Origin of the sequence: Streptomyces agglomeratus, from assembly GCF_001746415.1 — a bacterium.
Lineage (GTDB): Bacteria > Actinomycetota > Actinomycetes > Streptomycetales > Streptomycetaceae > Streptomyces > Streptomyces agglomeratus.
Genome location: NZ_MEHJ01000001.1, coordinates 3,751,079 through 3,773,873 on the forward strand (window position 1 = coordinate 3,751,079; position 22,795 = coordinate 3,773,873).

Consider the following 22,795-nt stretch of genomic DNA (forward strand, 5'->3'; position numbering starts at 1 on the left):
CGCATGGACTGATAGATGGGTTGATATGACAAGCCGTTCAAATTACTTATTCACCACAACAGGTGAAAGCTTGCGCCATTTGGGCCTATTCACCCCCTTCGTTCTTTACTCTCCATTACTATTCATTTACCTAGAGTTGAAAATCCCGCCGCTGCACGCCGTGACCCACGGCCGCGACCCCACATTCCGCGACCGCGCTGCCCCGGAGGAGACGGGAACCATGTCCGCTTGCGTCCCGACCCGCACCGACCACTCTTCGAGCGCCACCGGCGCCTCCCGATTCCAGCGTCCGCACAGGCCCCCGCGCAGCGGTGGCCGCCGCCCCCGCCCGCGTATCGCGGGAGCGGACGTGTCCGCCTCCATCGCCGTATTCCTGATCGCACTGCCGCTCTCCCTGGGCATCGCCCTGGCCACCGGCGCCCCCCTCCAGGCGGGCCTGGTCGCCGCCGCCGTCGGCGGCCTCGTGGCCGGCCGGTTCGGCGGGGCGCCGCTCCAGGTGAGCGGGCCGGCCGCCGGCCTCACGGTGGTCACCGCCGACCTGATCCAGCAGTACGGCTGGCGGGCCACCTGCGCCATCACCGTGCTGGCCGGCATCTGCCAACTCGGTCTCTCCGCACTGCGCGTGGCCCGGTCCGCTCTCGCGGTCAGCCCGGCGATCGTGCACGGCATGCTGGCCGGGATCGGCGTCACCATCGCGCTGGCCCAGCTGCACATCGTGCTCGGCGGCAGCCCCGAGAGCTCCGCCGTCGACAACGTCCTCGTGCTGCCCGCCCAGTTGGCCAACCTGCACGGACCGGCCATCCTGGTGAGTACCTTCACCCTTGCCGTGCTGCTGGTCTGGCCGCACCTTCCGGGGCGTACGGGCCGGATCGCCCGGAGGGTCCCGGCCGCCCTCGTCGCGGTGGCCGCCGCCGCCGCGCTCTCCGCGCTGACCGGGATGAAGGTGCCGCACGTCGATCTGCCGTCCTGGACGAGCCACGCGCTGCCGGGGCTGCCGGAAGGTCCGGTGCTCGGCATCGCCGCGGGCGTGCTCACCGTCACGCTGGTCACCAGCGTGCAGTCACTGCTGTCGGCCGTGGCCGTGGACAAACTGGTGGCCGCCCGCAAGGGACCGCAGCCAGAGGTGACCCGCTCGAACCTCGACCGCGAACTGGCCGGGCAGGGCGCCGCGAACGTCGTGTCCGGCGCGCTCGGCGGACTGCCGGTCGCCGGTGTCGCCGTACGCAGCGTCGCCAATGTGTCGTCGGGAGCCGTCAGCCGGCACTCCACGATGCTGCACGGTCTGTGGATCGTGCTCGCCGCACTGTTGCTCGTGCCGGTCCTCGACCTCATCCCGCTGCCCGCGCTCGCCGCCCTGGTCATGCTCGTCGGCTTCCAGATGGTGAGCATCACGCGCATCCGCAGCGCTTCCCGCCACCGGGAGATGCTGGTCTACGTGGTGACGGTCGCCGGGGTCGTCCTTCTCGGCGTGCTGGAAGGTGTGGCGATCGGGGTCGCGGTAGCGGTCGCCGTGGCGCTGCACCGGCTGGCCAAGACGCATGTCACCGCGGAGATCTCACCGGAAGGCGTCCATCACGTCCGGGTGCGCGGCCAGTTGACCTTCCTCGCGGTGCCCCGGCTGAGCCGGGCACTGAACCAGGTGCCCCGGGGTTCCGAGGCGGTCGTGGAGCTGGACGGGTCGTTCATGGATCACGCGGCGTACGAAACGCTCCAGGACTGGCGGGACGCGCACACCGGGCAGAACGGCCGCGTGGAGATCACCGGGCGTTCGGGCCAGCGGTTCGCCGGGCCCGCCTCCGGCGCCGGTGCCGGCGGCTCCGCCGGTACCGGCCGGCACAGCGCGTCGCACTCCACGCACACCTGCTGCCGGCCGTGGACCCCCTGGCGCAACCACCACTGCGACCACCACGCCCCCGCGTCCAAGTCCACGCCGGGGCGGGCCGGTGGCAGCGCGGGCCAACTGGCCACCGGGCTGAGCGCGTTCCAGCGCAATACGGCGCCCCTGGTCCGCGAGGAGCTGGCCCGCCTCGCCCGCGAGGGCCAGACTCCGTCGCAGCTCTTCATCACCTGCGCCGACTCCCGCCTGGTCACCAGCATGATCACGTCCAGCGGCCCGGGCGACCTCTTCACCGTGCGCAACGTGGGCAATCTGGTGCCGCCGCCCGGCGCGGAGAGCGCCGACGATTCGGTCGGAGCGGCCATCGAGTACGCCGTGGACGTGCTCAAGGTGCAGTCCATCACCATCTGCGGTCACTCCGGCTGCGGCGCGATGCAGGCCCTGCTCAACTCGCCGCCCGACACCCCGCCGGAGGCGGACCGGACGCCGCTGCGGCGCTGGCTGCGGCATGCCGTGCCCAGCCTGGAGCGGATGCGCAGCAAGAAGCACTCCTGGGCGAGGATCTCGGGCAGGATGCCCGCCGACGCGGTCGAGCAGCTCTGCCTGACCAACGTGGTGCAGCAGTTGGAGCACCTGCACGCACACGAGGCGGTGCGCCGGCGGCTCGACGAGGGCACGCTCGAACTGCACGGCATGTACTTCCATGTCGGCGAGGCGCAGGCATACCTGCTCCAGGACGGAATCCGTATCGGTGAGACCGACGCGGTCTTCGACCGGGTCGGCCCGGTCGAAGACCCGGAAGCGGAAGGCTCCCTAGAAGAGTCGCGCGCCTGAACCGACCGGCCCCCGCGTCCGTGAGACCGTATGGCCCCTCCCCGCGCCGCCCTGCGAGGAGGGGCCGTACGCCGCCACCAACACTGCCCCTGATGCGGCCCGCCCGCAGCTCACAGGTCTAAACCAATTCCCGGAAGGCTCTTGTCTCCCGGGCGCGGGACTGATGAGCTAGGGCACGGGACACATCGGACGCCCTGGGAATGGGAGATGTCGTGAGCAACGAAAGCCTGGCCAACCTCATGAAGGAGGAGCGCCGCTTCGCGCCGCCTGCCGAGCTGGCCGCGAACGCCAACGTCACGGCGCAGGCGTACGAGCAGGCCGAGGCAGACAGGCTGGGCTTCTGGGCCGAGCAGGCCCGGCGGCTCACCTGGGCCACCGAGCCGACCGAGACACTTGACTGGTCGAACCCGCCCTTCGCGAAGTGGTTCGCCGACGGCGAGCTGAACGTCGCGTACAACTGCGTGGACCGTCACGTCGAGGCCGGCCACGGCGACCGCGTCGCCATCCACTTCGAGGGCGAACCCGGCGACAGCCGCGCGATCACCTACGCCGATCTCAAGGACGAGGTCTCGCGCGCCGCCAACGCCCTTACGGAGCTGGGCGTACAGAAGGGCGACCGGGTCGCCGTCTACCTGCCGATGATTCCCGAGGCCGCCGTGGCGATGCTGGCCTGCGCCCGCATCGGTGCCGCACACTCGGTCGTCTTCGGCGGCTTCTCGGCCGACGCCGTCGCCTCCCGCATCCAGGACGCCGACGCCAAGCTCGTCATCACCTCGGACGGCGGCTACCGGCGCACCAAGCCGACCGCCCTCAAGCCCGCCATCGACGAGGCCGTCGCCAAGTGCCCGCAGGTGGAGCACGTCCTGGTCGTACGCCGCACGGGCCAGGACACCGCGTGGGACGACAGCCGCGACGTCTGGTGGCACGAGATCGTCGGCCGCCAGTCCGCCGAGCACACCCCCGAGGCGTTCGACGCCGAGCACCCGCTCTTCATCCTCTACACGTCCGGTACGACGGGTAAGCCGAAGGGCATCCTGCACACCTCCGGCGGCTACCTCACCCAGGCGGCGTACACGCACCACGCGGTGTTCGACCTCAAGCCGGAGACCGATGTCTACTGGTGCACCGCCGACATCGGCTGGGTGACCGGGCACTCGTACATCGTGTACGGGCCGCTCGCCAACGGCGGGACGCAGGTCATGTACGAGGGCACGCCCGACACCCCGCACCAGGGGCGCTGGTGGGAGATCGTGCAGAAGTACGGCGTCACGATCCTCTACACCGCGCCGACCGCGATCCGCACGTTCATGAAGTGGGGCGACGACATCCCCGCCAAGTTCGACCTGAGTAGCCTGCGCGTGCTCGGGTCGGTCGGCGAGCCGATCAACCCCGAGGCGTGGATCTGGTACCGGGAGCACATCGGCGCGGGCAAGACCCCGATCGTGGACACCTGGTGGCAGACCGAGACCGGCGCGATGATGATCGCGCCGCTGCCCGGCGTCACCGCCACCAAGCCCGGCTCCGCCCAGCGCGCGCTGCCCGGCATCAGTGCCACCGTCGTCGACGACGAGGCCAACGAGGTGCCCGACGGAGGCGGCGGCTACCTCGTCCTCACCGAGCCGTGGCCGTCCATGCTCCGTACGATCTGGGGCGACGACCAGCGCTTCCTCGACACCTACTGGTCCCGCTTCCCCGACAAGTACTTCGCGGGCGACGGCGCCAAGAAGGACGACGACGGCGACATCTGGCTGCTCGGCCGGGTCGACGACGTGATGCTGGTGTCCGGCCACAACATCTCGACCACGGAGGTCGAGTCGGCGCTCGTCTCGCACCCGTCCGTCGCGGAGGCGGCAGTCGTCGGCGCGGCCGACGAGACGACCGGTCAGGCCATCGTCGCGTTCGTGATCCTGCGCGGTACGGCGTCCGAGACGGACACCCTCGTCGCGGAACTGCGCAGCCACGTCGGCACCACGCTCGGGCCGATCGCCAAGCCCAAGCGGATCCTGCCGGTGGCGGAGCTGCCCAAGACCCGGTCCGGAAAGATCATGCGGCGGCTGCTGCGGGACGTCGCCGAGAACCGGCAGCTCGGTGATGTCACCACCCTGACCGACTCCTCGGTGATGGACCTGATCCAGACGAAGCTTCCGAGCGCGTCCAGCGAGGACTGACAGCTCCCGCCTCCGCAAAGCGTCTTCGGAACGGGTATCCGCAACACGTCTTCGGAACGGGCATCCGGCTCTCCGCGCCGGATGCCCGTTCTACCCGCCCTGCTCCTAAAGTGATGATTCGCCGGATTGCACCCTTGCGCGCCCCCGGTAGAGTGTCTGCTCGCGTAAAGAACGCGTCAAAGCTCGACAGGTGTGCCGGGAAGTCTGGTCGGCAATGTGCTCCATGCTGCCCACCGACCGGAGGTCTCACCCGTGCCCGCGCCCCGTCCGACCGCCCCGTCCGGCCCGCCGACCCCGCCCAGCGCCCGCAAGGTTCTCGGGCGGCTCTCACTCCCCGAGCGCACCTACGTGGCCGAGGCGCTGCGCACGGAGACCGTCGGCGGCGTACTGCTCCTCGTGGCGGCGATCATCGCGCTCGTCTGGGCGAACACCGGCTTCAGCGACTCCTACGAATCCGTACGCGGCTTCCACCTGGGCCCCGCCTCCCTCGGTCTCGACCTCTCCATCCAGCACTGGGCCGCCGACGGCCTCCTCGCCGTCTTCTTCTTCGTCGCCGGCATCGAGCTGAAGCGCGAACTGGTCGCCGGCGAGCTGCGCGACCCCAAGGCCGCCGCGCTCCCCGTCATCGCCGCGCTCAGCGGCATGGCGGCGCCGGCCCTCGTGTACGTACTGGTCAACGTAATCGGGGACGGGTCGCTGGGCGGCTGGGCCGTCCCCACCGCCACCGACATCGCCTTCGCGCTCGCCGTCCTCGCGGTGATCGGTACGTCGCTTCCGTCCGCGCTGCGCGCCTTCCTGCTGACCCTGGCCGTCGTCGACGACCTGTTCGCGATCCTGATCATCGCCGTCTTCTTCACCAGCGACCTCAACTTCGCCGCGCTCGGCGGCGCGGTCGCGGGACTGGCCGTCTTCTGGCTGCTGCTGCGCAAGCGCGTCCGAGGCTGGTACGTCTACGTACCGCTCGCCCTGGTGATCTGGGGCCTGATGTACAACAGCGGCGTACACGCCACCATCGCCGGTGTCGCGATGGGCCTGATGCTGCGCTGCACCCGTGAAGAACGCGGCGGCACGACCGAGGCGCACTCCCCCGGCGAGCGCATCGAGCACCTCGCCCGGCCGGTTTCCGCGGGCATCGCCGTGCCGCTGTTCGCCCTGTTCTCCGCCGGTGTCTCCGTGTCCGGCGGGGCGCTCGGTGGCTTGTTCACGCGGCCCGAGACCCTCGGTGTCGTCCTCGGGCTCGTGGTCGGCAAGACCGTCGGCATCTTCAGCGGCACGTGGCTGGCGGCCCGCTTCACGAAGGCCGAGCTCAACGAGGACCTCGCCTGGGCCGACGTCTTCGCCGTCGCGTCGCTGGCGGGCATCGGATTCACGGTCTCCCTGCTCATCGGTGAGCTCGCCTTCACCGGTGACGCCGCGCTCACCGAAGAGATCAAAGCCGCCGTACTCGTCGGCTCGCTGATCGCCGCCGCACTCTCCGGGATTCTGCTCAAGTTGCGGGTACGCAAGTACCGCGCACTGGTCGAGCATGAGGAGCGCGACGACGACAACGACGGCATTCCGGACATCTACGAGCTCGATCGGCCCGAGTACCACCTGCGGATGGCCGCGATCTACGAGGCGAAGGCCGCCGAGCACCGCAGGCTCGCGGAAGTCGCGGGGGCATCCAGCGGCGGCGACGACAGTCCGGCATGATTCGACATCAGGTAAGACGACGTACAAGAGGGAGAGAGCGATGAGCGACCCCGCCCGCACAGCGACGGCTGACAGCGTCGACCGCAGCCTCGGCCAGTTGGTCGCGACGGCGACCGCCGAGATGTCCGCACTCATGCACGACGAGATCGCGCTGGCCAAGGCCGAGCTGCGGCAGGACGCCAAGCGTGTCGGCATGGGCGGCACGGCCATCGGTGTCGCAGGGGTGTTCGCGCTCTTCTCGCTGCCGGTACTGAGCTTCGCCGCGGCGTACGGCATCCACAACCTGGGGCTCGGGCTCGCCTGGTCCTTCCTGATCGTCGGCGGAGCGTTTCTGCTGCTGGCGGGCCTGCTGGCACTGATCGCCGTCACGAAGTTCAAGAAGGTGTCCCCGCCGGAGAAGAGCATCGCCTCGGCCAAGCAGACGGCAGCCGTACTCCAGGGCGTCAAGCCTCACCCGCGCCAGGTCGGTGACAAGGCGGTGGCTGTGGCACGCTCATCCACATGACCGCCCCAGATTCCGGCTCCGGCGCACCCGCCCCTGCACCCGCTCCCACCCCCGCCGCCCCTGCACCTGCCCCGGCTCCGGCTGCGCCGTCCATGCCGACGGCCGCTTCCGTCGTACGTCCCGAGGGCCCGTGGACGCACCGCGACGTAGCGGCCAACGGCGCGCGTTTCCACATCGCGGAGGTCGGGGACGGGCCGCTCGTGCTGCTGCTGCACGGTTTCCCGCAGTTCTGGTGGACGTGGCGGCACCAGATGACCGCGCTCGCCGAGGCCGGGTTCCGGGCCGTCGCGATGGACCTGCGGGGCGTGGGCGGCAGCGACCGTACGCCGCGCGGTTACGACCCGGCGAACCTCGCGCTCGACATCACCGGCGTGGTGCGCTCGCTCGGCGAGCCGGACGCCGCGCTGGTCGGGCACGACCTGGGCGGTTACCTGGCGTGGACGGCGGCAGTGATGCGGCCCAAGCTGGTGCGCCGGCTCGCGGTGTCCTCGATGCCCCACCCCCGGCGCTGGCGCTCGGCGATGCTCTCCGACATGTCGCAGTCGCGCGCCGGGTCGTACGTCTGGGGCTTCCAGCGTCCGTGGCTGCCGGAGCGTCAGCTTGTCGCGGACGACGCGGCCTTGGTGGGCAGACTGGTCCGTGACTGGTCCGGGCCCCGGCTGCCGGACGACGAGGACGTGGACGTGTACCGCCGCGCGATGTCGATTCCGTCCACGGCGCACTGCTCGATCGAGCCGTACCGGTGGATGGTGCGGTCGATGGCGCGGCCGGACGGCATCCAGTTCAACCGGCGCATGAAGCGGCCGGTACGGGTTCCGACGCTGCACCTGCACGGTTCGCTGGACCCGGTGATGCGCACGCGCAGCGCGGCCGGCTCCGGCGAGTACGTCGAAGCTCCGTACCGCTGGCGGCTGTTCGACGGTCTCGGGCACTTCCCGCACGAGGAGGACCCGGCCGCTTTCTCCGCCGAGCTGGTCAACTGGCTGAAGGACCCCGAGCCGGACCGCTGACCGGGCCGAGCCGGGACCGTTGGCCGGGTCCCGCCGAACCGCTCACCGGTCCCGCCGCACCGTTGACCGGGTCCCTTCGCGCGAGGGCGACCGCCGCGCACCGCACATCCACCTGAACGCTTGTCCTACGAACAGCCAATTGCCCGGCGCATAGGCCAATTGGCTGCCCCCGACGCGATTACGGACCTTGGGGCACGGGCAAACGTCGGGGTATGGGCTGGACGCACGACTACGGTGACGCAGCACGCAACCGCCGCTCCGCCACAGCGCTGAGCACCCACGAAGGGGGCGGTCCTCGGGATCAGGGCCACGGCCCGCCTTCCCGCACGATCGGGATTCCGCGCATCCTCCGCCGCCGCGCCCGCTGGGTCTCGGCGAGGCTGCGTCACCCCCGTGACTGAAGCAGTCCGAGCCGTCCGGGCCGTCAGGCTCCGGACCTGAGGTACCCGAGTCCGGGGTGCGCGCTCCGGTAGCCGTCGAGCAGCCGCCGCGCCACCCCGACCGAGTCGACGAGCGGGTGCAGGGCGAATGCCTTCACCGCTGCCCGCGCCGACCCGCTCTCCCCCGCCTCCAGTACGCACCGCTCCACCGCCTTGACCGCGGCCACCAGGCCCGCTTCATGGCCGGTCAGCGGTGATACGGCGACGGGCCGGGCACCGGTCGCGCCGACCAGGCACGGGACTTCGACGACGGCGTCCTCGTCGAGCAGCGGCAACGTGGTGCCGTTGCGGACGTTGAGGATGAGGGTGGCCTGCTCGTCGCGCGCGATCGCCCGCATCAGGGCGAGCGCGACGTACTCGTACCCGCCGGACTCCAGGTCGTCGGCCGCGCGCTCGCCCGCGCCCGCCGCCTCCCTGTTCTCCGCCATGTACGTGGCTTCGCGCTCGGCGCGGGTATGGTCCCACGCGGCCAGGGCGCCCTCCGCCGACGTGCGCTCCGCCATGCCGTCGTAGAAGCGCGCCTGCTGGTCGCGGAGGAAGGCGCCGCGGGTCTGCTTCGCCTCGCGGTAGGCGGTGACCGTCTCGCGGTTGAAGTAGTAGTAGTGGAGGTACTCGTTGGGGACCGAGCCGAGCGAACGCAGCCACTCCGCGCCGAAGAGTCTGCCTTCCTCGAAGGAGGTCAGGGCGCTCTCGTCCTCGAACAGGGCCGGAAGCAGGTTGACCGCGCCGGCGCCGGTCCCGGAGCCCTCGTCGGCGTACACCCCGCGCAGCCAGCCGAGGTGGTTGAGGCCGACGTAGTCGAGGCGCGCACGCGCCGGGTCGGCGACGCCGAGCACGCGGGCGACCCGGCGGCCGAGGCCCACCGGCGAGTCGCAGATCCCGATGACCCGGTCGCCGAGGTGGCGGGACATGGCCTCGGTGACCAGCCCGGCCGGGTTGGTGAAGTTGATGACCCACGCCCCGGGGGAGAGCCTCGCCACGCGGCGCGCGATGTCGACGGCGACCGGAACCGTCCGCAGCCCGTACGCGATGCCGCCCGCGCCCACCGTCTCCTGGCCCAGGACCCCCTCGGCCAGGGCGACGCGCTCGTCGGCGGCCCTGCCCTCCAGGCCGCCGACCCGGATGGCGGAGAAGACGAAGTCGGCGCCGCGCAGGGCCTCGTCGAGGTCGGTGGTCACCGTCACGGACGGCGCGTCCGGGACCCCCGCGCCCTGATCGGCCAGTACCCGGGCGATCGCGTTCAGCCGGGCCCCGTCCAGGTCGTGGAGGGTGATGTGGGTGACGCGGCCCTCGGCGCGGTCACGCAGCAGCGCGCCGTACACGAGGGGCACGCGGAAGCCGCCGCCGCCGAGAATCGTCAGACGCATGTGGTGAACCGGCCTCTCGGAGCGCGTCCGTCAGAGCGCGCATCCCTCGCTGTCGACCTGCTGGTTGGCGGCGCGGCCGAGGCGGACGTCCTCGCTGACCTCGTCGGCCGTAAGGGCGTACCCCGTGTCGGCGTCGTCGAGGGACTTGGCGAAGACGACGCCGTAGACCTTGCCGTCGGGCGTCAGCAGCGGGCCGCCCGAGTTGCCCTGACGGACGGTCGCGAAGAGCGAGTAGACGTCACGCTGGACCGTGCCACGGTGGTAGATGTCCGGGCCGTTGGCGTTGATCCGGCCGCGGACGCGGGCGGATCGCACGTCGTACCCGCCGTTCTCCGGGAAGCCCGCGACGATCGCGCTGTCGCCGGTACGGGCGTCCGTGTCGGTGAACTCCAGCGCCGGGGCGTCCAGGTCGGGGACGTCCAGTACGGCGATGTCGCGCTCCCAGTCGTAGAGCACCACGGTCGCGTCGTACCGGCGGCCCTCACCGCCGATCTGCACGGTCGGCTCGTCCACTCCGCCGACGACATGCGCGTTGGTCATGACGCGGCGGTCGTCGAAGACGAAGCCGGTGCCTTCCAGGACCTTGCCGCAGCTCGGGGCCGTACCGACGACCTTGACGATCGACTGCTTGGCGCGGGCGGCGACGGGGCTGCCGGCGAGCGCCGGGTCCGGGGCCCGGACCTCGGTGATCGGCTCGTTGGAGAAGGGGCTGAAGACCTGCGGGAAGCCGTTCTGCGTGAGGACGGAGCTGAAGTCCGTGAACCACATGCTCGCCTGGTCCGGCATCACCCGTGAAATGCCCAGGAGCACCTTGGAGTTACGGACCTCCTTGCCCAGCGTGGGCAGCGAGGTGCCCGCGAGCGCGGAGCCGATCAGCCAGGCGACCAGGAGCATGGCGACGACGTTGACCAGCGCGCCACCGGACGCGTCCAGGACACGGGCGGGCGACCAGGTGATGTACCTGCGGAGTTTGTTGCCGAGGTGGGTGGTGAAGGCCTGGCCCACCGAGGCGCAGACGATCACGACGATGACCGCGACAACGGCGGCGGTCGAACTGACTTCCGATCCGTCGGTCAGCTGGTCCCACAGCAACGGCAACAGGTAGACGGCGACCAGCCCGCCGCCCAGGAAACCGATCACCGACAGAATGCCGACGACGAATCCCTGTCGGTACCCGACGATCGCGAACCACACCGCAGCGACCAGCAACAAGATGTCCAGGACGTTCACATGGCCACCCTGTCACGCGCGCCAGTCGAGCGGCACCTGCCGAGAGCGGTCCCAGGGGCGCTCCCATCCCGCGTAGTGCAGGATCTTGTCGATCACACCCGCCGTGAAACCCCAGACCAGAGCCGGTCCGGCCAGGAACGCGGGACCGGTGTGGCCGCGTGGATGCACGCTCGTCACGCGGTTCGCCGGATCCGTGAGATCCGCCACGGGGATCGTGAAGACGCTCGCCGTCTCCGCGGAGTCGACGACGCCGACGGGGCTCGGCTCGCGCCACCAGCCGAGGACCGGCGTCACGACGAAGTTGCTGACGGGGATGTAGAGGCGGGGCAGTACGCCGAAGACCTGGACCCCGGAGGGATCGAGTCCGGTCTCTTCCTCCGCCTCGCGGAGCGCGGCGCGCAGCGGGCCGGTCGTCTCCGGATCACCGTCGGCGGCATCGAGGGCACCACCGGGGAAGCTGAGCTGTCCCGCGTGCGAGCGGAGACTGCCCGCGCGCTCCATGAGCAGCAGCTCGGGCCCTTTCTCCCCCTCGCCGAAGAGGATCAGTACGGCCGACTGGCGCCCGGTGCCGTTCTCGGGCGGCAGGAAGCGGCTGAGCTGCTCGGGCCGTACGGAACGGGCGACCTCGGCCACCGGATCGAGCCATGTGGGCAGCCCCCGGCTCGTCACGGCGACTTCGGCCGGGCCGGCCGCCTCGGCGGTCCCGGCGGCCCCGGCCGCCCCGCCGTCGTACGTCTCGCTACCACGCGTCATAGGCACCCCCGTCGTCACAACGCCCTAACCGGGCCCGTTCGTTCCGCGCGACCGCGCACAGCTGCCACCCGGCCTGCCACCCGGCCTGCCACTCGGTCCGTCACCCGGCCTGCCACTCGGTCCGTCACCCGGCCTGCCACTCGGTCCGTCACCCGGTCTGCCACTCGGTCCGTCACCCGACCTGCCACTCGGTCCGTCACTCGGCCCGTCACTCGGTCCGTCACTCGGTCCGTCACTCGGCGGCTCCCAGGGGCGGTGCGGGCCTGCCGGGATAGCCGGGCGGGGGCTTGAGCCGCTGGCCCGGGTGGCCCCCCATCTCGTACTTGAGGAGCTTCTTCGCCTTGTCCGGGTCCGTTTCCCCCTCGCCGTAGGACGGGCACAGGTCCGCGATCGGGCAGGCGCCGCAGGCCGGCTTGCGGGAGTGGCACACGCGGCGGCCGTGGAAAATGATCCGGTGCGAGAGCATCGTCCACTCGCTCTTGGGGAAGATCGCGGCGATGTCCGCCTCGACCTTCTCCGGGTCCTCGTGCGCGGTCCATTTCCAGCGCCGTACGAGCCGGCCGAAGTGGGTGTCCACGCTCAGTCCGGCGACACCGAACGCGTTGCCGAGCACCACGTTGGCGGTCTTGCGGCCGACGCCGGGCAGCGTGACCAGGTCCTCCAGGCGGCCGGGGACCTCGCCGCCGAAGTTGTCCCTGATCGCGGCGGACAGGCCGAGCAGCGAGCGGGCCTTGGCACGGAAGAAGCCGGTCGGCCGGATCAGCTGCTCCAGGTCCTCCGGGTCCGCGGCGGCCATGTCCTCGGGCGTCGGGTACTTGGCGAAGAGCGCCGGGGTGGTCTGGTTGACCCGCAGGTCGGTGGTCTGGGCGGAGAGGACCGTGGCCACCAGCAGCTCGAAGGGGTTCTCGAAGTCGAGCTCGGGATGGGCGTACGGATAGACCTCGGCCAGCTCGCGGTTCATCCGGCGGGCGCGCCGGACCATGGCGAGGCGCGACTCCGGCTTGGCGGGCTTCGCGGGCTTGACCGCCGCCCCGGGCTTTGCCGGCTTGTCCGCCGCCCCGGGCTTTGCCGGCTTGTCCGCCGCCCCGGGCTTGGCGGGCTTGTCCGCCGTCGCGGGCTTCACGCCCTTCCCGGCCTCCGAGGACCCGGCCCTCTTCGCCGCGGCAGCGGACCCGGCACCCTTCTCCGTCTTCGCGGACGTGGGCGCTTTTACCTCTTTTGCGGCATTCTCGGGCCGCTTTGGAATCTGTTCGCCCACAGCGGAATTTCGGCCTTCAGTCACCTGTCCGGCCCCCTTGGGCTGCGCTGTCACCGGCGATTTGGACACCCGGCCAGCCTAAAGCCCGGCACTGACATCCGGGCCGGTCACAGCCAATTGCCACCCCAATCGGCCCCCTGCCGCACGGTCGGGCACGCCGGTACGTCAAACTTGTGATTGATCGCACTGTTTTACCGTCCGGCATCATGGTGACCACGGTTCCCGTGATGAGCAGGTCGACAAGGAGAGAACTCGTGGACGACGTTCTGCGGCGCGCCCCGCTCTTCGCGGCGCTCGATGACGAGCAGGCCGCGGAGCTCCGCGCCTCGATGAGTGAGGTGACGCTCGCTCGCGGCGACGCCCTCTTCCACGAGGGCGACCCCGGCGACCGCCTGTACGTGGTCACCGAGGGCAAGGTGAAGCTGCACCGCACTTCCCCTGACGGCCGCGAGAACATGCTGGCCGTCCTCGGGCCCGGCGAGCTGATCGGTGAGCTGTCGCTCTTCGACCCGGGCCCGCGCACCGCCACCGCGACCGCCCTGACGGAGGTCAAGCTGCTCGGCCTCGGCCACGGCGACCTCCAGCCCTGGCTGAACGCCCGCCCGGAGGTGGCCACGGCCCTTCTCCGCGCGGTCGCCCGCCGGCTGCGCAAGACCAACGACCAGATGTCCGACCTGGTCTTCTCCGACGTGCCGGGCCGTGTCGCCCGCGCGCTCCTCGACCTGTCACGCCGCTTCGGCGTGCAGTCCGAGGAGGGCATCCACGTCGTGCACGACCTGACGCAGGAGGAGCTGGCCCAGCTGGTCGGCGCGTCCCGCGAGACGGTCAACAAGGCCCTCGCCGACTTCGCGGGCCGAGGCTGGCTTCGCCTGGAGGCGCGGGCCGTGATCCTGCTGGACGTGGAGCGCCTCGCGAAGCGCTCGCGCTAGCCCCGACCCGTACGACGCCGGAAGGGCCGCCCCCACCTGGGGCGGCCCTTCCGCGTTCGCGCGCCTGCCCGCCGGCTCTAGATCAGGCCGTGTTCCCTCAGGTACTCCAGCTGCGCCCGCACCGAGAGTTCGGCCGCCGGCCACAGGGACCGGTCCACGTCCGCGTACACGTGGGCGACGACCTCCGACGCGCTCGCGTACCCGTTCTCGACGGCCGTCTCGACCTGCGCCAGCCGGTTCGCCCGGTGCGCCAGGTAGTACTCGACCACGCCCTGCGCGTCTTCGAGGACGGGCCCGTGCCCCGGCAGCACGGTGTGCACCCCGTCGTCGACGGTCAGCGAACGCAGCCGCCGCAGCGAGTCCAGGTAGTCGCCGAGCCGCCCGTCCGGGTGCGCCACGACTGTCGTCCCGCGGCCGAGGACGGTGTCGCCCGTCAGTACGGCCCGGTCGGCAGGCAGGTGGAAGCAGAGCGAGTCGGCGGTGTGCCCGGGAGTCGGCACCACGCGCAGCTCCAGGCCCCCGGTGGTGACGACGTCCCCCGCCGCCAGCCCCTCCTCCCCGAGCCGCAGGGCGGGATCCAGGGCCCGTACGGACGTACGCGTCAGCTCCGCGAACCGCCCCGCGCCCTCCGCGTGGTCGGGGTGCCCGTGGGTCAGGAGAGTCAGCGCGATCCGCTTGCCCGCCTTCTCCGCCGTGTCGATCACGGTCCGCAGGTGTACGTCATCGAGCGGCCCGGGGTCGACGACGACCGCCAGATCAGAGCCGGGCTCGGAGACGATCCAGGTGTTGGTTCCGTCGAGCGTCATCGCGGAGGCGTTCGGGGCGAGGACATTGACGGCGCGCTCGGTGGCGGGCCCGGAGAGCACGCCGCCGCGGGGCTGTCCGGGAAGCGCGGCTGCGTCGGTCATGCGGTGCCTCCTGCGCGTTCGGCCTGCTCTGTGCCTGTGCCCCCGATGCGCTTCGTGAACTCGTCGTGGCCCGGCCAGCTCAGGACCACCTCGTCGCCCTCCAGGCGCGCCCGCGCCAGGACCGGCGTCATGTCCTGCTCCGCCGCGCCCGTGAGCGCCTCGGCGGCCGTGGCGTACGGCTGGAGCGTACGCAGCGTCGAGATCGTCGGCGGCATCATCAGCAGCTCGCCCTTGTCGTAGCCCTCGGCGGCCTCCGCCGGGCCGATCCACACCGTACGGTCGGCCTCCGTCGAGGCGTTACGGGTCCGCTGGCCGGCCGGCAGCGCGGCGACGAAGAACCAGGTGTCGTACCGCTTCGGCTCGAACTCGGGCGTGATCCAGCGCGCCCACGCGCCCAGCAGGTCGGAGCGCAGGACCAGCGAGCGTCGCTGGAGGAAGTCCGCGAAGGACAACTCCCGCGCGACCAGCGCCCGCCGGTCGGCCTCCCAGTCGTCCCCGGTCGTGTCGCCGACCACGGTGCCGGCCGTCGGGCCCGCGAGCAGCACGCCGGCCTCCTCGTACGTCTCACGCACCGCCGCGCACACGATGGCCTGCGCCGACGCGGGGTCGACCCCGAGCCGGAGGGCCCAGTCGCCGAGGGACGGGCCCGCCCAGCCCACCTGGTGGTCGTCGTCGCGCGGATCGACGCCGCCGCCCGGATACGCGTACGCGCCTCCGGCGAATGCCATGGAGGCGCGTCTGCGCAGCATGTGCACGACAGGGCCGCCGTCCGCGTCCCGCAGGAGCATGACGGTGGCGGCCCGCTTGGGCGGCACGGCGGTGAGTTCACCACGGGCGAGGGCGCGGATACGGTCCGGCCACTCGGGCGGGTACCACTGACCATTGGACATGGCCGGAGGCTATCCGCTCCCGGTCGGATGTTCGAGGGGACCAGGGGCCCGTCAGGCGGACGTGAGCTCGACCTGGATCTCGATCTCGACCGGCGCGTCGAGCGGCAGCACGGTCACGCCGACCGCGCTGCGCGCGTGCACACCCTTGTCGCCGAGGACCGCGCCCAGCAGCTCGCTCGCGCCGTTGATCACGGCCGGCTGGCCGGTGAAGTCCGCGGCGGAGGCGACGAAGCCGACGACCTTCACGACACGCGCGATGCGGTCCAGGTCTCCGGTGACCGACTTGACGGCCGCCAGGGCGTTCAGCACGCAGGTACGCGCCAGGTTCTTCGCCTCTTCCGGCGTGACCTCCGCACCGACCTTGCCGGTGCACGGAAGCTTGCCCTCCACCATCGGGAGCTGGCCCGCGGTGTAGACGTACACGCCCGACTGCACGGCCGGCTGGTACGCGGCGATCGGAGGTACGACCTCCGGAAGCGTCAGGCCGAGCTCTGCGAGCTTCGCCTCGACCACACCGGTCATGCCTGCTTCTCCCGCTTCAGGTAGGCCACCAACTGCTCGGGGTTGTTGGGCCCGGGCACGACCTGGACGAGCTCCCAGCCGTCCTCGCCCCAGGTGTCCAGAATCTGCTTGGTCGCGTGCACGAGAAGGGGCACGGTCGAGTATTCCCACTTGGTCATACGGCGACTGTAGTGCCTGCCACAGACACCTCCTGCGTAGCCCGGGCGCCGACTGGTTAGGCTCAAAGACGTGAGCAGGCTCCAGGTCGTCAGTGGCAAGGGCGGTACCGGAAAGACCACGGTGTCCGCGGCACTCGCGCTCGCCCTCGCGACGGAGGGCAAACGCACCCTCCTCGTGGAGGTCGAGGGCAGGCAGGGGATCGCGCAGCTCTTCGAGACGGAAGCACTTCCGTACGAGGAGAGGAAGATCGCGGTCGCACCGGGCGGCGGGGAGGTGTACGCCCTCGCGATAGACGCCGAACGCGCGCTTCTCGACTACCTCCAGATGTTCTACAAACTCGGAGGAGCCGGGCGGGCGCTCAAGAAGCTCGGCGCGATCGACTTCGCGACCACCATCGCGCCGGGTCTCAGAGACGTGCTGCTGACCGGCAAGGCGTGCGAGGCGGTGCGCCGCCGGAACAAGCAGAACCGTTACGCGTACGACTACGTCGTGATGGACGCGCCGCCCACCGGCCGCATCACGCGCTTCCTCAACGTCAACGACGAGGTGGCCGGTCTCGCCAGGTTCGGCCCGATACACAATCAGGCCCAGGCCGTCATGCGCGTACTCAAGTCGCCCGAGACGGCCGTCCACCTGGTGACGCTGCTGGAGGAGATGCCGGTCCAGGAGACCGCCGACGGCATCGCCGAGCTGCGCGCCGCCGAACTGCCCGTGGGCAACGTCATCGTCAACATGGTCCGCCCGCACCTCCTCGACGAGGACGCCCTGCGCACCGCGGCCGGCGAGCAGCGCGCGCACGTCGCCAAGGCGCTCTCCCGGGCCGGTCTGGGCGGCGCGCGCCGCGGCGGTCTCGCCGAGCGCCTCGTCGACCCGCTGCTGGAACAGGCCGCGGAGCACGCGCAGCGCGTCGAGCTGGAGCGCGAGCAGCGCGCGGTACTGGCCCGGCTGGACCTGGCGACGTACGAACTGCCGCTGCTCGGCGAGGGCGTTGACCTCGCGGGGCTCTACCGGCTGGCGAAGGAACTGCGGACCCGTATCGCCCCTGGGGGAACTGCGTGACCATGGAGACAACGGACACCACGGACGGAACAGACACCACGGACGGGATGGACGGCAGGGACGGGACGGACGGCACGGACACCGCCGGCGCCATGGACCCCGTGCCCGTGCTGGACATCGACCCGCTGCTCGACGACCCGGCCACCCGCATCATCGTGTGCTGCGGCGCGGGCGGTGTGGGCAAGACGACGACCGCAGCGGCGCTCGGTGTACGGGCGGCCGAGCGCGGACGCAAGGTCGTGGTCCTCACCATCGACCCGGCGCGCAGGCTGGCCCAGTCCATGGGCATCGACGAACTGGACAACACCCCGCGCCGCGTGAAGGGCATAGACGAGACGGCCGGCGGCGAGCTGTCCGCGATGATGCTCGACATGAAGCGGACCTTCGACGAGATCGTCGAGGCGCACGCCGACGGCGAGCGGGCCCGCGCGATCCTGGAGAACCCCTTCTACCAGTCCCTGTCGGCCGGTTTCGCGGGCACGCAGGAGTACATGGCGATGGAGAAGCTGAGTCAGCTGCGCGCCCGCGACGAGTGGGACCTGATCGTCATCGACACCCCGCCGAGCCGGTCCGCGCTGGACTTCCTCGACGCGCCGAAGCGGCTCGGGTCGTTCCTGGACGGCAAGTTCATCCGGGTGCTGATGGCGCCCGCCAAGGTGGGCGGCCGGGCGGGGATGAAGTTCCTCAATGTCGGCATGTCGATGATGACGGGCACGCTCAGCAAGCTGATGGGGGGCCAGCTGCTACGCGACGTACAGACGTTCGTGGCGGCGATGGACACCATGTTCGGTGGCTTCCGGACCCGGGCGGACGCGACGTACCGGCTGCTCCAGGCGCCCGGCACGGCGTTCCTGGTGGTCGCCGCACCGGAGCGGGACGCCCTGCGCGAGGCCGCGTACTTCGTCGAGCGGCTGGCGGCGGAGGAGATGCCGTTCGCCGGGCTCGTACTCAACCGGGTCCACGGCAGCGGCGCCCCCCAGCTCTCGGCCGAGCGGGCACTTGCCGCCGCAGAAAATCTTGATGAGGCCGGCATTGTGGATCAGGGGGCCGGGAATGCTGGAGTTCGTGACTCCTCGGCCACCTCTCCCGAAGCCGAAGCCCACACCGGACCCACGCCGGACCAGACGTCGGACGACAGCCCGGCGGACAGCCCGGCCAGAACTGGCGACAGCCCGGGACGTACGGACGACGGCCCGGGACGGACGCCGGACCAGACCCTTGGCCAGCACTCCGAGAGCCGGAGCGGCGCCCACACTGTCGAGCAGCTGACCGCGGGCCTGCTGCGCCTGCACGCCGAACGCATGCACGTACTCGCGCGTGAACAGCGAACGCGCGACCGCTTCACCTCGCTCCACCCCGAGGTGGCGGTGGTCGAAGTAGCCGCCCTGCCGGGCGACGTGCACGACCTCGCGGGCCTTCGGGCCATCGCCGACCGGCTCGCGACCGGTGAGGCCGTCGAGCCCGGTGAGTGAGCCCGGTGAGTGAGCCCGGTCGGACCCGCCTGCCGGCTAGCCGACCGCCGCGAACTCGATGTACGCCCCGCTCTCGTCGTCCTCCGGCAGAATGCCCGTGCTGCGCTCGTACTCAGTACGGGCGGTCTCAAGGAGCCGACGCCAGGACGTGACGGTGGGGCGCCTGCGCAGAAGTGCGCGCCGCTCCCGCTCCGTCATACCGCCCCACACGCCGAACTCGACGCGGTTGTCCAGCGCGTCGGCCAGGCACTCGGTCCGCACCGGACATCCGGTGCACACCGCCTTGGCCCTGTTCTGCGCTGCTCCTTGTACGAACAGTTCATCCGGATCGGTAGTGCGGCAGGCTGCCTGCGCACTCCAGTCGGTTACCCAGCCCATACCGGCGCCGTCCTCTCCCGAATCGAGGCTCCCCCACGGCGGCAGCGGCATATTCACCGCTGCCAGTTGAGGACGTTACGGAAGGTGGGCACAGCGCAACACCCCCTTCGGGCCCAATCTTGAATGGCCCGAACGGACTATGCGTAAGCGACAGATCACCCGACGGAGTGAGGCGAGGGCATACGTGACCAACCCGGCAAAGCAGGGCAGTTCGACAAGGTCACAACGGAAACCCGGTGACGCATGAGGCGGATTCGGGCATGCCTCTGCCAGTTTTTCGGGGCGGGAGGATTTGACGCCGTCGGTGCCAGGGGGCTTGATGCCGGACCGCACTGCTGTGACAGTTGAGAGCAGCTTAGGCCAAGGCATATACGTGTGTCCGGCGAATGAGAACGTAGGCTGCCCCCATGCCAAAGAAGCGCTCGGGCGGGGGTCTCACCGGGACCCAGCAGGCCGCCAAATTCATCGGTGTCGCCGCGCTCTCCGGAGCTGTACTGGCGGGCATCGCACTGCCGGCGGCCGGAGCGCTGGGGCTCGCCGCCAAGGGAACGGTCGAGGGATTCGACGAGATCCCGGCAAACCTCAAGACGCCGCCGCTGAGTCAGCGCACCACCATCCTGGACGCGCAGAGCCGCCCCATCGCCACGGTCTACTCCCGTGACCGCACCGTCGTGGGCCTGAAAGACATCTCCCCGTACATGCAGAAGGCGATCGTCGCGATCGAGGACGCGCGCTTCTACGACCACGGGGCGATCGACCTGAAGGGTGTCCTGCGCGCGGCCAACCGCAACGCCCAGTCGGGCGGCGTGTCCCAGGGCGCGTCGACCCTGACGCAGCAGTACGTCAAGAACGTCTTCGTGGAGGAGGCCGGCGACGACCCCACCAAGGTCGCCCAGGCCACCCAGCAGACGCTCGGCCGCAAGGTGCGCGAACTCAAGTACGCCATCCAAGTCGAGGAGGAGCTGGGCAAGAAGAAGATCCTCGAGAACTACCTGAACATCACCTTCTTCGGGCAGCAGGCGTACGGCATCGAGTCCGCGTCCAAGCGCTACTTCAGCAAGTCCGCCAAGGACCTGAAGCTGGAGGAGGCCGCGCTGCTGGCCGGCATCGTGCAGTCGCCGAGCCGCTACGACCCCGTCAACGACGCCGAAGAGGCGACCAAGCGGCGCAACATCGTGCTCCAGCGCATGGCCGACGTCCGCGACGTCTCGCAGGCGGAGGCCGACCGCGCGAAGGCCACGCCGATCAAACTGAACGTCAGCAGGCCGAAGAACGGCTGCATCACCGCCGTCACCGGCGCCGGCTTCTTCTGCGACTACGTACGCGAGGTCTTCCTGTCCGACCCGGTCTTCGGGAAGACGAAGGAGGAGCGGGCCAAGGTCTGGAACCAGGGCGGCCTGAAGATCCGTACGACGCTGGACCCGCAGGCGCAGGGGTCGGTGCAGGCGTCGATCAAGGACCACGTCTACCAGTCGGACAAGATCGCGACAGCGGTCACACTCGTCGAGCCCGGCACGGGCAAGGTCCTCGCGATGGGCCAGTCCAGGCCGTACGGCTTCAAGAGCGACGAGACGACGATCAACTTCTCCGCCAACAAGAACATGGGCGGATCGGCCTACGGCTTCCCGACGGGCTCCACCTTCAAGCCTTTCGTGGCGGCCGCGGCCATCGAGCAGGGCATTCCGGCGACGAAGACCTACTCGGCGCCGTACGACATGCCGTACCCGAGCCCCGTGCAGACCTGCGACAAGCCGTGGATCAACCAGGGTGACACGGTCGAGAACGAGAACGAGCAGGAAGTCGGCCCGTACGCCATGAAGGAGGCCATGGCGAAGTCGGTCAACACCTACTTCGTCCAGATGATCTCCGAGATCGGCATCTGCCCGGTGACGCAGATGGCCGGCAAGCTCGGCGTCATCCAGGCCGACGGGCAGAAGCTGAAGGAAGTGCCCGCAATCTCGCTGGGTACGGAGGGCATGTCGCCGCTGACGATGGCGAACGCGTACGCGACCTTCGCCAACCGCGGCACGTACTGCACGCCGGTCTTCATCGAGTCGGTCAGGACAGCACTTGGCAAGAAACTGCCGGTGCCCAAGTCCACCTGCTCACGGGCGATGTCCGAGAAGACCGCGGACACGATCAACACCCTGCTGAAGGGCGTGGTCGACTCCGGTACGGGTCAGCAGGCCGGGCTCACCAGCCGCGACAACGCGGGCAAGACCGGTACGACGGACGGGCGGCACAACGCCTGGTTCGTCGGGTACACGCCGAACCTGGCCGGCGCGGTCTGGGTCGGCGCGGCCGGCGCCAAGCAGATCCCCATGGTGGACATCACCATCGGCGGCGTCTACCACGACAAGGTCTTCGGTGGTCAGGTCCCGGGTCCGATCTGGAAGGACGCGATGAGCGGCGCGCTGGACGGCAAGCCGGCGCCCGGCTTCAACACCGTGCACATCCCGGAGCACAACAAGGACAAGGACAAGGGCGACCGGGACAAGGGTGACCGGGACGAGGACGAGGACGGCGGCCACGACGACGGCAAGCCCGGCGACGGCGGCAACGACGGGGGCGGCAGTCCCTGGCCCGACCTTTCCGACCTGATCAGCGGCGGCCGGGGCAATGGCGGCGGCCGGGGCGGGAACGGGCCGTAGGCGCATCGCGTGCGGCGTACGCCGTGCGGCGTAACGGCGGACAAGTGAGGGGCGCCCGGTGGATCATCTCCACCGGGCGCCCCTCCGTCGTACGCGTGCGCGTACCACTGCTTGTCCGCCGCGCCCGTATCCGTAGCCGTGCCCGTCCCTACCCGTGCCGGTCCGTACCCGGCCCGTCCGTACCCATTGCCCGTCCGTACCCGTGCCCGTACTCCTCGGCGCGCTGCTGCTAACCCGCGAGGAGCCGCTTCACGGCGGTGGCCACGCGGCCGCCCTCGGCGCGGCCCGCCACCTTCGGGTTCACGATCTTCATGACGGCGCCCATCGCGCGCGGCCCCTCGGCGCCGGCTGCCTTCGCCTCTTCGACGGCCTGCCCGACGATGGCGTTCAGCTCGTCGTCGCTCAGCTGCTGCGGCAGGTAGGCGTCGAGGATCGCGCCCTCCAACTTCTCACGCTCGGCCGACTCCGTCCGGCCACCCTGGGTGAAGGCCTCGGCCGCCTCGCGGCGCTTCTTCGCCTCCTTGGCGATCACCTTCTGCACCTCGTCGTCGGAGAGTTCGCGCGCCGTCTTGCCGCCGACCTCTTCCTTGGTGATCGCGGTGAGGGTCAGCCGGAGCGTGGACGAGGTCAGCTCGTCGCGCGCCCTGATGGCGGCGGTGAGGTCTTCCTGGAGCTTGGACTTGAGCGTGGTCATGGGCCAAGTGTGGCAGGTACGCACGCACTGACGCCCGCC

General features: G+C 70.5%; 20 protein-coding genes. 10 read left to right on the forward strand and 10 right to left on the reverse strand.

Annotation, left to right across the window (positions count from 1 at the left end; translation table 11 throughout):
* The first annotated feature begins 220 nt into the window (after positions 1 to 220).
* The 6 genes from AS594_RS16175 to AS594_RS46150 all read left to right on the forward strand — a co-directional run bounded on the left by AS594_RS16175 (position 221) and on the right by AS594_RS46150 (position 8,447).
* Entirely contained in the window at positions 221 to 2,671 is a 2,451-nt protein-coding gene (locus AS594_RS16175; RefSeq protein WP_069930548.1) for a bifunctional SulP family inorganic anion transporter/carbonic anhydrase, read from the forward strand.
* Between the two features lie 200 nt (positions 2,672 to 2,871).
* Entirely contained in the window at positions 2,872 to 4,839 is a 1,968-nt protein-coding gene (gene acs, locus AS594_RS16180; RefSeq protein WP_176733123.1) for an acetate--CoA ligase, read from the forward strand.
* Positions 4,840 to 5,091: 252 nt separating this feature from the next.
* Positions 5,092 to 6,531: a Na+/H+ antiporter NhaA gene (gene nhaA, locus AS594_RS16185; RefSeq protein ID WP_069927702.1), complete on the forward strand. Its 1,440-nt coding sequence runs from the start codon at positions 5,092 to 5,094 to the stop codon at positions 6,529 to 6,531.
* A 40-nt stretch (positions 6,532 to 6,571) separates the two neighbouring features.
* The gene (locus AS594_RS16190) at positions 6,572 to 7,036 is read left to right on the forward strand and encodes a phage holin family protein (RefSeq protein WP_069927703.1); all 465 of its coding nucleotides are present in this window, start codon (positions 6,572 to 6,574) and stop codon (positions 7,034 to 7,036) included.
* Complete coding sequence (locus tag AS594_RS16195; protein ID WP_176742711.1) at positions 7,033 to 8,046, forward strand: alpha/beta fold hydrolase; 1,014 nt, start codon at positions 7,033 to 7,035, stop codon at positions 8,044 to 8,046. The genes AS594_RS16190 and AS594_RS16195 overlap by 4 nt, the downstream gene beginning before the upstream one ends.
* Positions 8,047 to 8,258: 212 nt before the next feature.
* On the forward strand, positions 8,259 to 8,447 hold the full coding sequence (locus AS594_RS46150) for a hypothetical protein (RefSeq protein ID WP_079144569.1): 189 nt from the start codon (positions 8,259 to 8,261) through the stop codon (positions 8,445 to 8,447).
* Positions 8,448 to 8,470: 23 nt separating this feature from the next.
* Here AS594_RS46150 and AS594_RS16200 read toward each other — a convergent pair whose 3' ends face one another.
* From AS594_RS16200 to nth, 4 genes are all read right to left on the reverse strand, one after another.
* A complete protein-coding gene (locus AS594_RS16200; protein ID WP_069927705.1) occupies positions 8,471 to 9,853 on the reverse strand; it encodes a 6-phospho-beta-glucosidase in 1,383 nt (460 codons plus the stop codon).
* Between the two features lie 30 nt (positions 9,854 to 9,883).
* The gene (locus AS594_RS16205) at positions 9,884 to 11,083 is read right to left on the reverse strand and encodes a MarP family serine protease (protein WP_069927706.1); all 1,200 of its coding nucleotides are present in this window, start codon (positions 11,081 to 11,083) and stop codon (positions 9,884 to 9,886) included.
* 12 nt (positions 11,084 to 11,095) lie between these two features.
* Positions 11,096 to 11,836, reverse strand: a complete 741-nt coding sequence (locus AS594_RS16210) for an NUDIX hydrolase (RefSeq protein WP_069927707.1) — start codon at positions 11,834 to 11,836, stop codon at positions 11,096 to 11,098.
* Positions 11,837 to 12,068: 232 nt separating this feature from the next.
* A complete protein-coding gene (gene nth, locus AS594_RS16215; RefSeq protein WP_420877792.1) occupies positions 12,069 to 13,094 on the reverse strand; it encodes an endonuclease III in 1,026 nt (341 codons plus the stop codon).
* Between the two features lie 254 nt (positions 13,095 to 13,348).
* Here nth and AS594_RS16220 point away from each other — a divergent pair, with 254 nt between their 5' ends.
* Positions 13,349 to 14,023 carry a Crp/Fnr family transcriptional regulator gene (locus AS594_RS16220; protein WP_014046869.1) on the forward strand — a complete coding sequence of 225 codons (675 nt, stop codon included), beginning with the start codon at positions 13,349 to 13,351 and terminating at the stop codon, positions 14,021 to 14,023.
* 77 nt (positions 14,024 to 14,100) lie between these two features.
* Here the strand turns inward: AS594_RS16220 and AS594_RS16225 are convergent, their stop codons facing one another.
* Genes AS594_RS16225 through AS594_RS43005 form a run of 4 tightly spaced genes read right to left on the reverse strand, consistent with a single transcriptional unit; the run spans position 14,101 to position 16,501 of the window.
* Entirely contained in the window at positions 14,101 to 14,931 is an 831-nt protein-coding gene (locus tag AS594_RS16225) for an MBL fold metallo-hydrolase (RefSeq protein ID WP_069927709.1), read from the reverse strand.
* Positions 14,928 to 15,821, reverse strand: coding sequence for an NUDIX hydrolase (locus tag AS594_RS16230; RefSeq protein ID WP_069927710.1), 894 nt, complete (start codon positions 15,819 to 15,821; stop codon positions 14,928 to 14,930). Before AS594_RS16230 ends, AS594_RS16225 begins: the two co-directional genes overlap by 4 nt.
* A gap of 51 nt (positions 15,822 to 15,872) precedes the next feature.
* The gene (locus AS594_RS16235) at positions 15,873 to 16,343 is read right to left on the reverse strand and encodes a RidA family protein (RefSeq protein ID WP_069927711.1); all 471 of its coding nucleotides are present in this window, start codon (positions 16,341 to 16,343) and stop codon (positions 15,873 to 15,875) included.
* A complete protein-coding gene (locus tag AS594_RS43005; protein WP_019355547.1) occupies positions 16,340 to 16,501 on the reverse strand; it encodes a Sp36 family protein in 162 nt (53 codons plus the stop codon). Before AS594_RS43005 ends, AS594_RS16235 begins: the two co-directional genes overlap by 4 nt.
* Positions 16,502 to 16,571: 70 nt before the next feature.
* On the opposite strand from AS594_RS43005, the gene bagA reads away from it, so the two are divergent.
* A complete protein-coding gene (bagA, locus tag AS594_RS16240) occupies positions 16,572 to 17,561 on the forward strand; it encodes an ATPase BagA (RefSeq protein WP_069927712.1) in 990 nt (329 codons plus the stop codon).
* A 92-nt stretch (positions 17,562 to 17,653) separates the two neighbouring features.
* Entirely contained in the window at positions 17,654 to 19,033 is a 1,380-nt protein-coding gene (bagB, locus tag AS594_RS16245; protein WP_240509263.1) for an ATPase BagB, read from the forward strand.
* A gap of 36 nt (positions 19,034 to 19,069) precedes the next feature.
* Here the strand turns inward: bagB and AS594_RS16250 are convergent, their stop codons facing one another.
* Positions 19,070 to 19,411, reverse strand: coding sequence for a WhiB family transcriptional regulator (locus AS594_RS16250; protein WP_069927713.1), 342 nt, complete (start codon positions 19,409 to 19,411; stop codon positions 19,070 to 19,072).
* Between the two features lie 407 nt (positions 19,412 to 19,818).
* Here AS594_RS16250 and AS594_RS16255 point away from each other — a divergent pair, with 407 nt between their 5' ends.
* Positions 19,819 to 22,062: a transglycosylase domain-containing protein gene (locus tag AS594_RS16255; protein ID WP_069927714.1), complete on the forward strand. Its 2,244-nt coding sequence runs from the start codon at positions 19,819 to 19,821 to the stop codon at positions 22,060 to 22,062.
* A gap of 229 nt (positions 22,063 to 22,291) precedes the next feature.
* Here AS594_RS16255 and AS594_RS16260 read toward each other — a convergent pair whose 3' ends face one another.
* Positions 22,292 to 22,756: a GatB/YqeY domain-containing protein gene (locus AS594_RS16260; protein ID WP_069927715.1), complete on the reverse strand. Its 465-nt coding sequence runs from the start codon at positions 22,754 to 22,756 to the stop codon at positions 22,292 to 22,294.
* Positions 22,757 to 22,795 lie beyond the last annotated feature (39 nt).

What these genes read in the sequence shown, in the direction of transcription:
- AS594_RS16175 (WP_069930548.1), top strand. Translation starts at nt 221, where the DNA reads ATGTCCGCTTGCGTCCCGACCCGCACCGACCACTCTTCGAGCGCCACC.
- acs (WP_176733123.1), top strand. Translation starts at nt 2,872, where the DNA reads ATGGGAGATGTCGTGAGCAACGAAAGCCTGGCCAACCTCATGAAGGAG.
- AS594_RS16190 (WP_069927703.1), top strand. Translation starts at nt 6,572, where the DNA reads ATGAGCGACCCCGCCCGCACAGCGACGGCTGACAGCGTCGACCGCAGC.
- AS594_RS16195 (WP_176742711.1), top strand. Translation starts at nt 7,033, where the DNA reads ATGACCGCCCCAGATTCCGGCTCCGGCGCACCCGCCCCTGCACCCGCT.
- AS594_RS46150 (WP_079144569.1), top strand. Translation starts at nt 8,259, where the DNA reads ATGGGCTGGACGCACGACTACGGTGACGCAGCACGCAACCGCCGCTCC.
- AS594_RS16200 (WP_069927705.1), bottom strand. Translation starts at nt 9,853, where the DNA reads ATGCGTCTGACGATTCTCGGCGGCGGCGGCTTCCGCGTGCCCCTCGTG.
- AS594_RS16210 (WP_069927707.1), bottom strand. Translation starts at nt 11,836, where the DNA reads ATGACGCGTGGTAGCGAGACGTACGACGGCGGGGCGGCCGGGGCCGCC.
- AS594_RS16225 (WP_069927709.1), bottom strand. Translation starts at nt 14,931, where the DNA reads ATGACCGACGCAGCCGCGCTTCCCGGACAGCCCCGCGGCGGCGTGCTC.
- AS594_RS16230 (WP_069927710.1), bottom strand. Translation starts at nt 15,821, where the DNA reads ATGTCCAATGGTCAGTGGTACCCGCCCGAGTGGCCGGACCGTATCCGC.
- AS594_RS16235 (WP_069927711.1), bottom strand. Translation starts at nt 16,343, where the DNA reads ATGACCGGTGTGGTCGAGGCGAAGCTCGCAGAGCTCGGCCTGACGCTT.
- AS594_RS43005 (WP_019355547.1), bottom strand. Translation starts at nt 16,501, where the DNA reads ATGACCAAGTGGGAATACTCGACCGTGCCCCTTCTCGTGCACGCGACC.
- bagB (WP_240509263.1), top strand. Translation starts at nt 17,654, where the DNA reads ATGGACCCCGTGCCCGTGCTGGACATCGACCCGCTGCTCGACGACCCG.
- AS594_RS16250 (WP_069927713.1), bottom strand. Translation starts at nt 19,411, where the DNA reads ATGGGCTGGGTAACCGACTGGAGTGCGCAGGCAGCCTGCCGCACTACC.
- AS594_RS16255 (WP_069927714.1), top strand. Translation starts at nt 19,819, where the DNA reads ATGCCAAAGAAGCGCTCGGGCGGGGGTCTCACCGGGACCCAGCAGGCC.
- AS594_RS16260 (WP_069927715.1), bottom strand. Translation starts at nt 22,756, where the DNA reads ATGACCACGCTCAAGTCCAAGCTCCAGGAAGACCTCACCGCCGCCATC.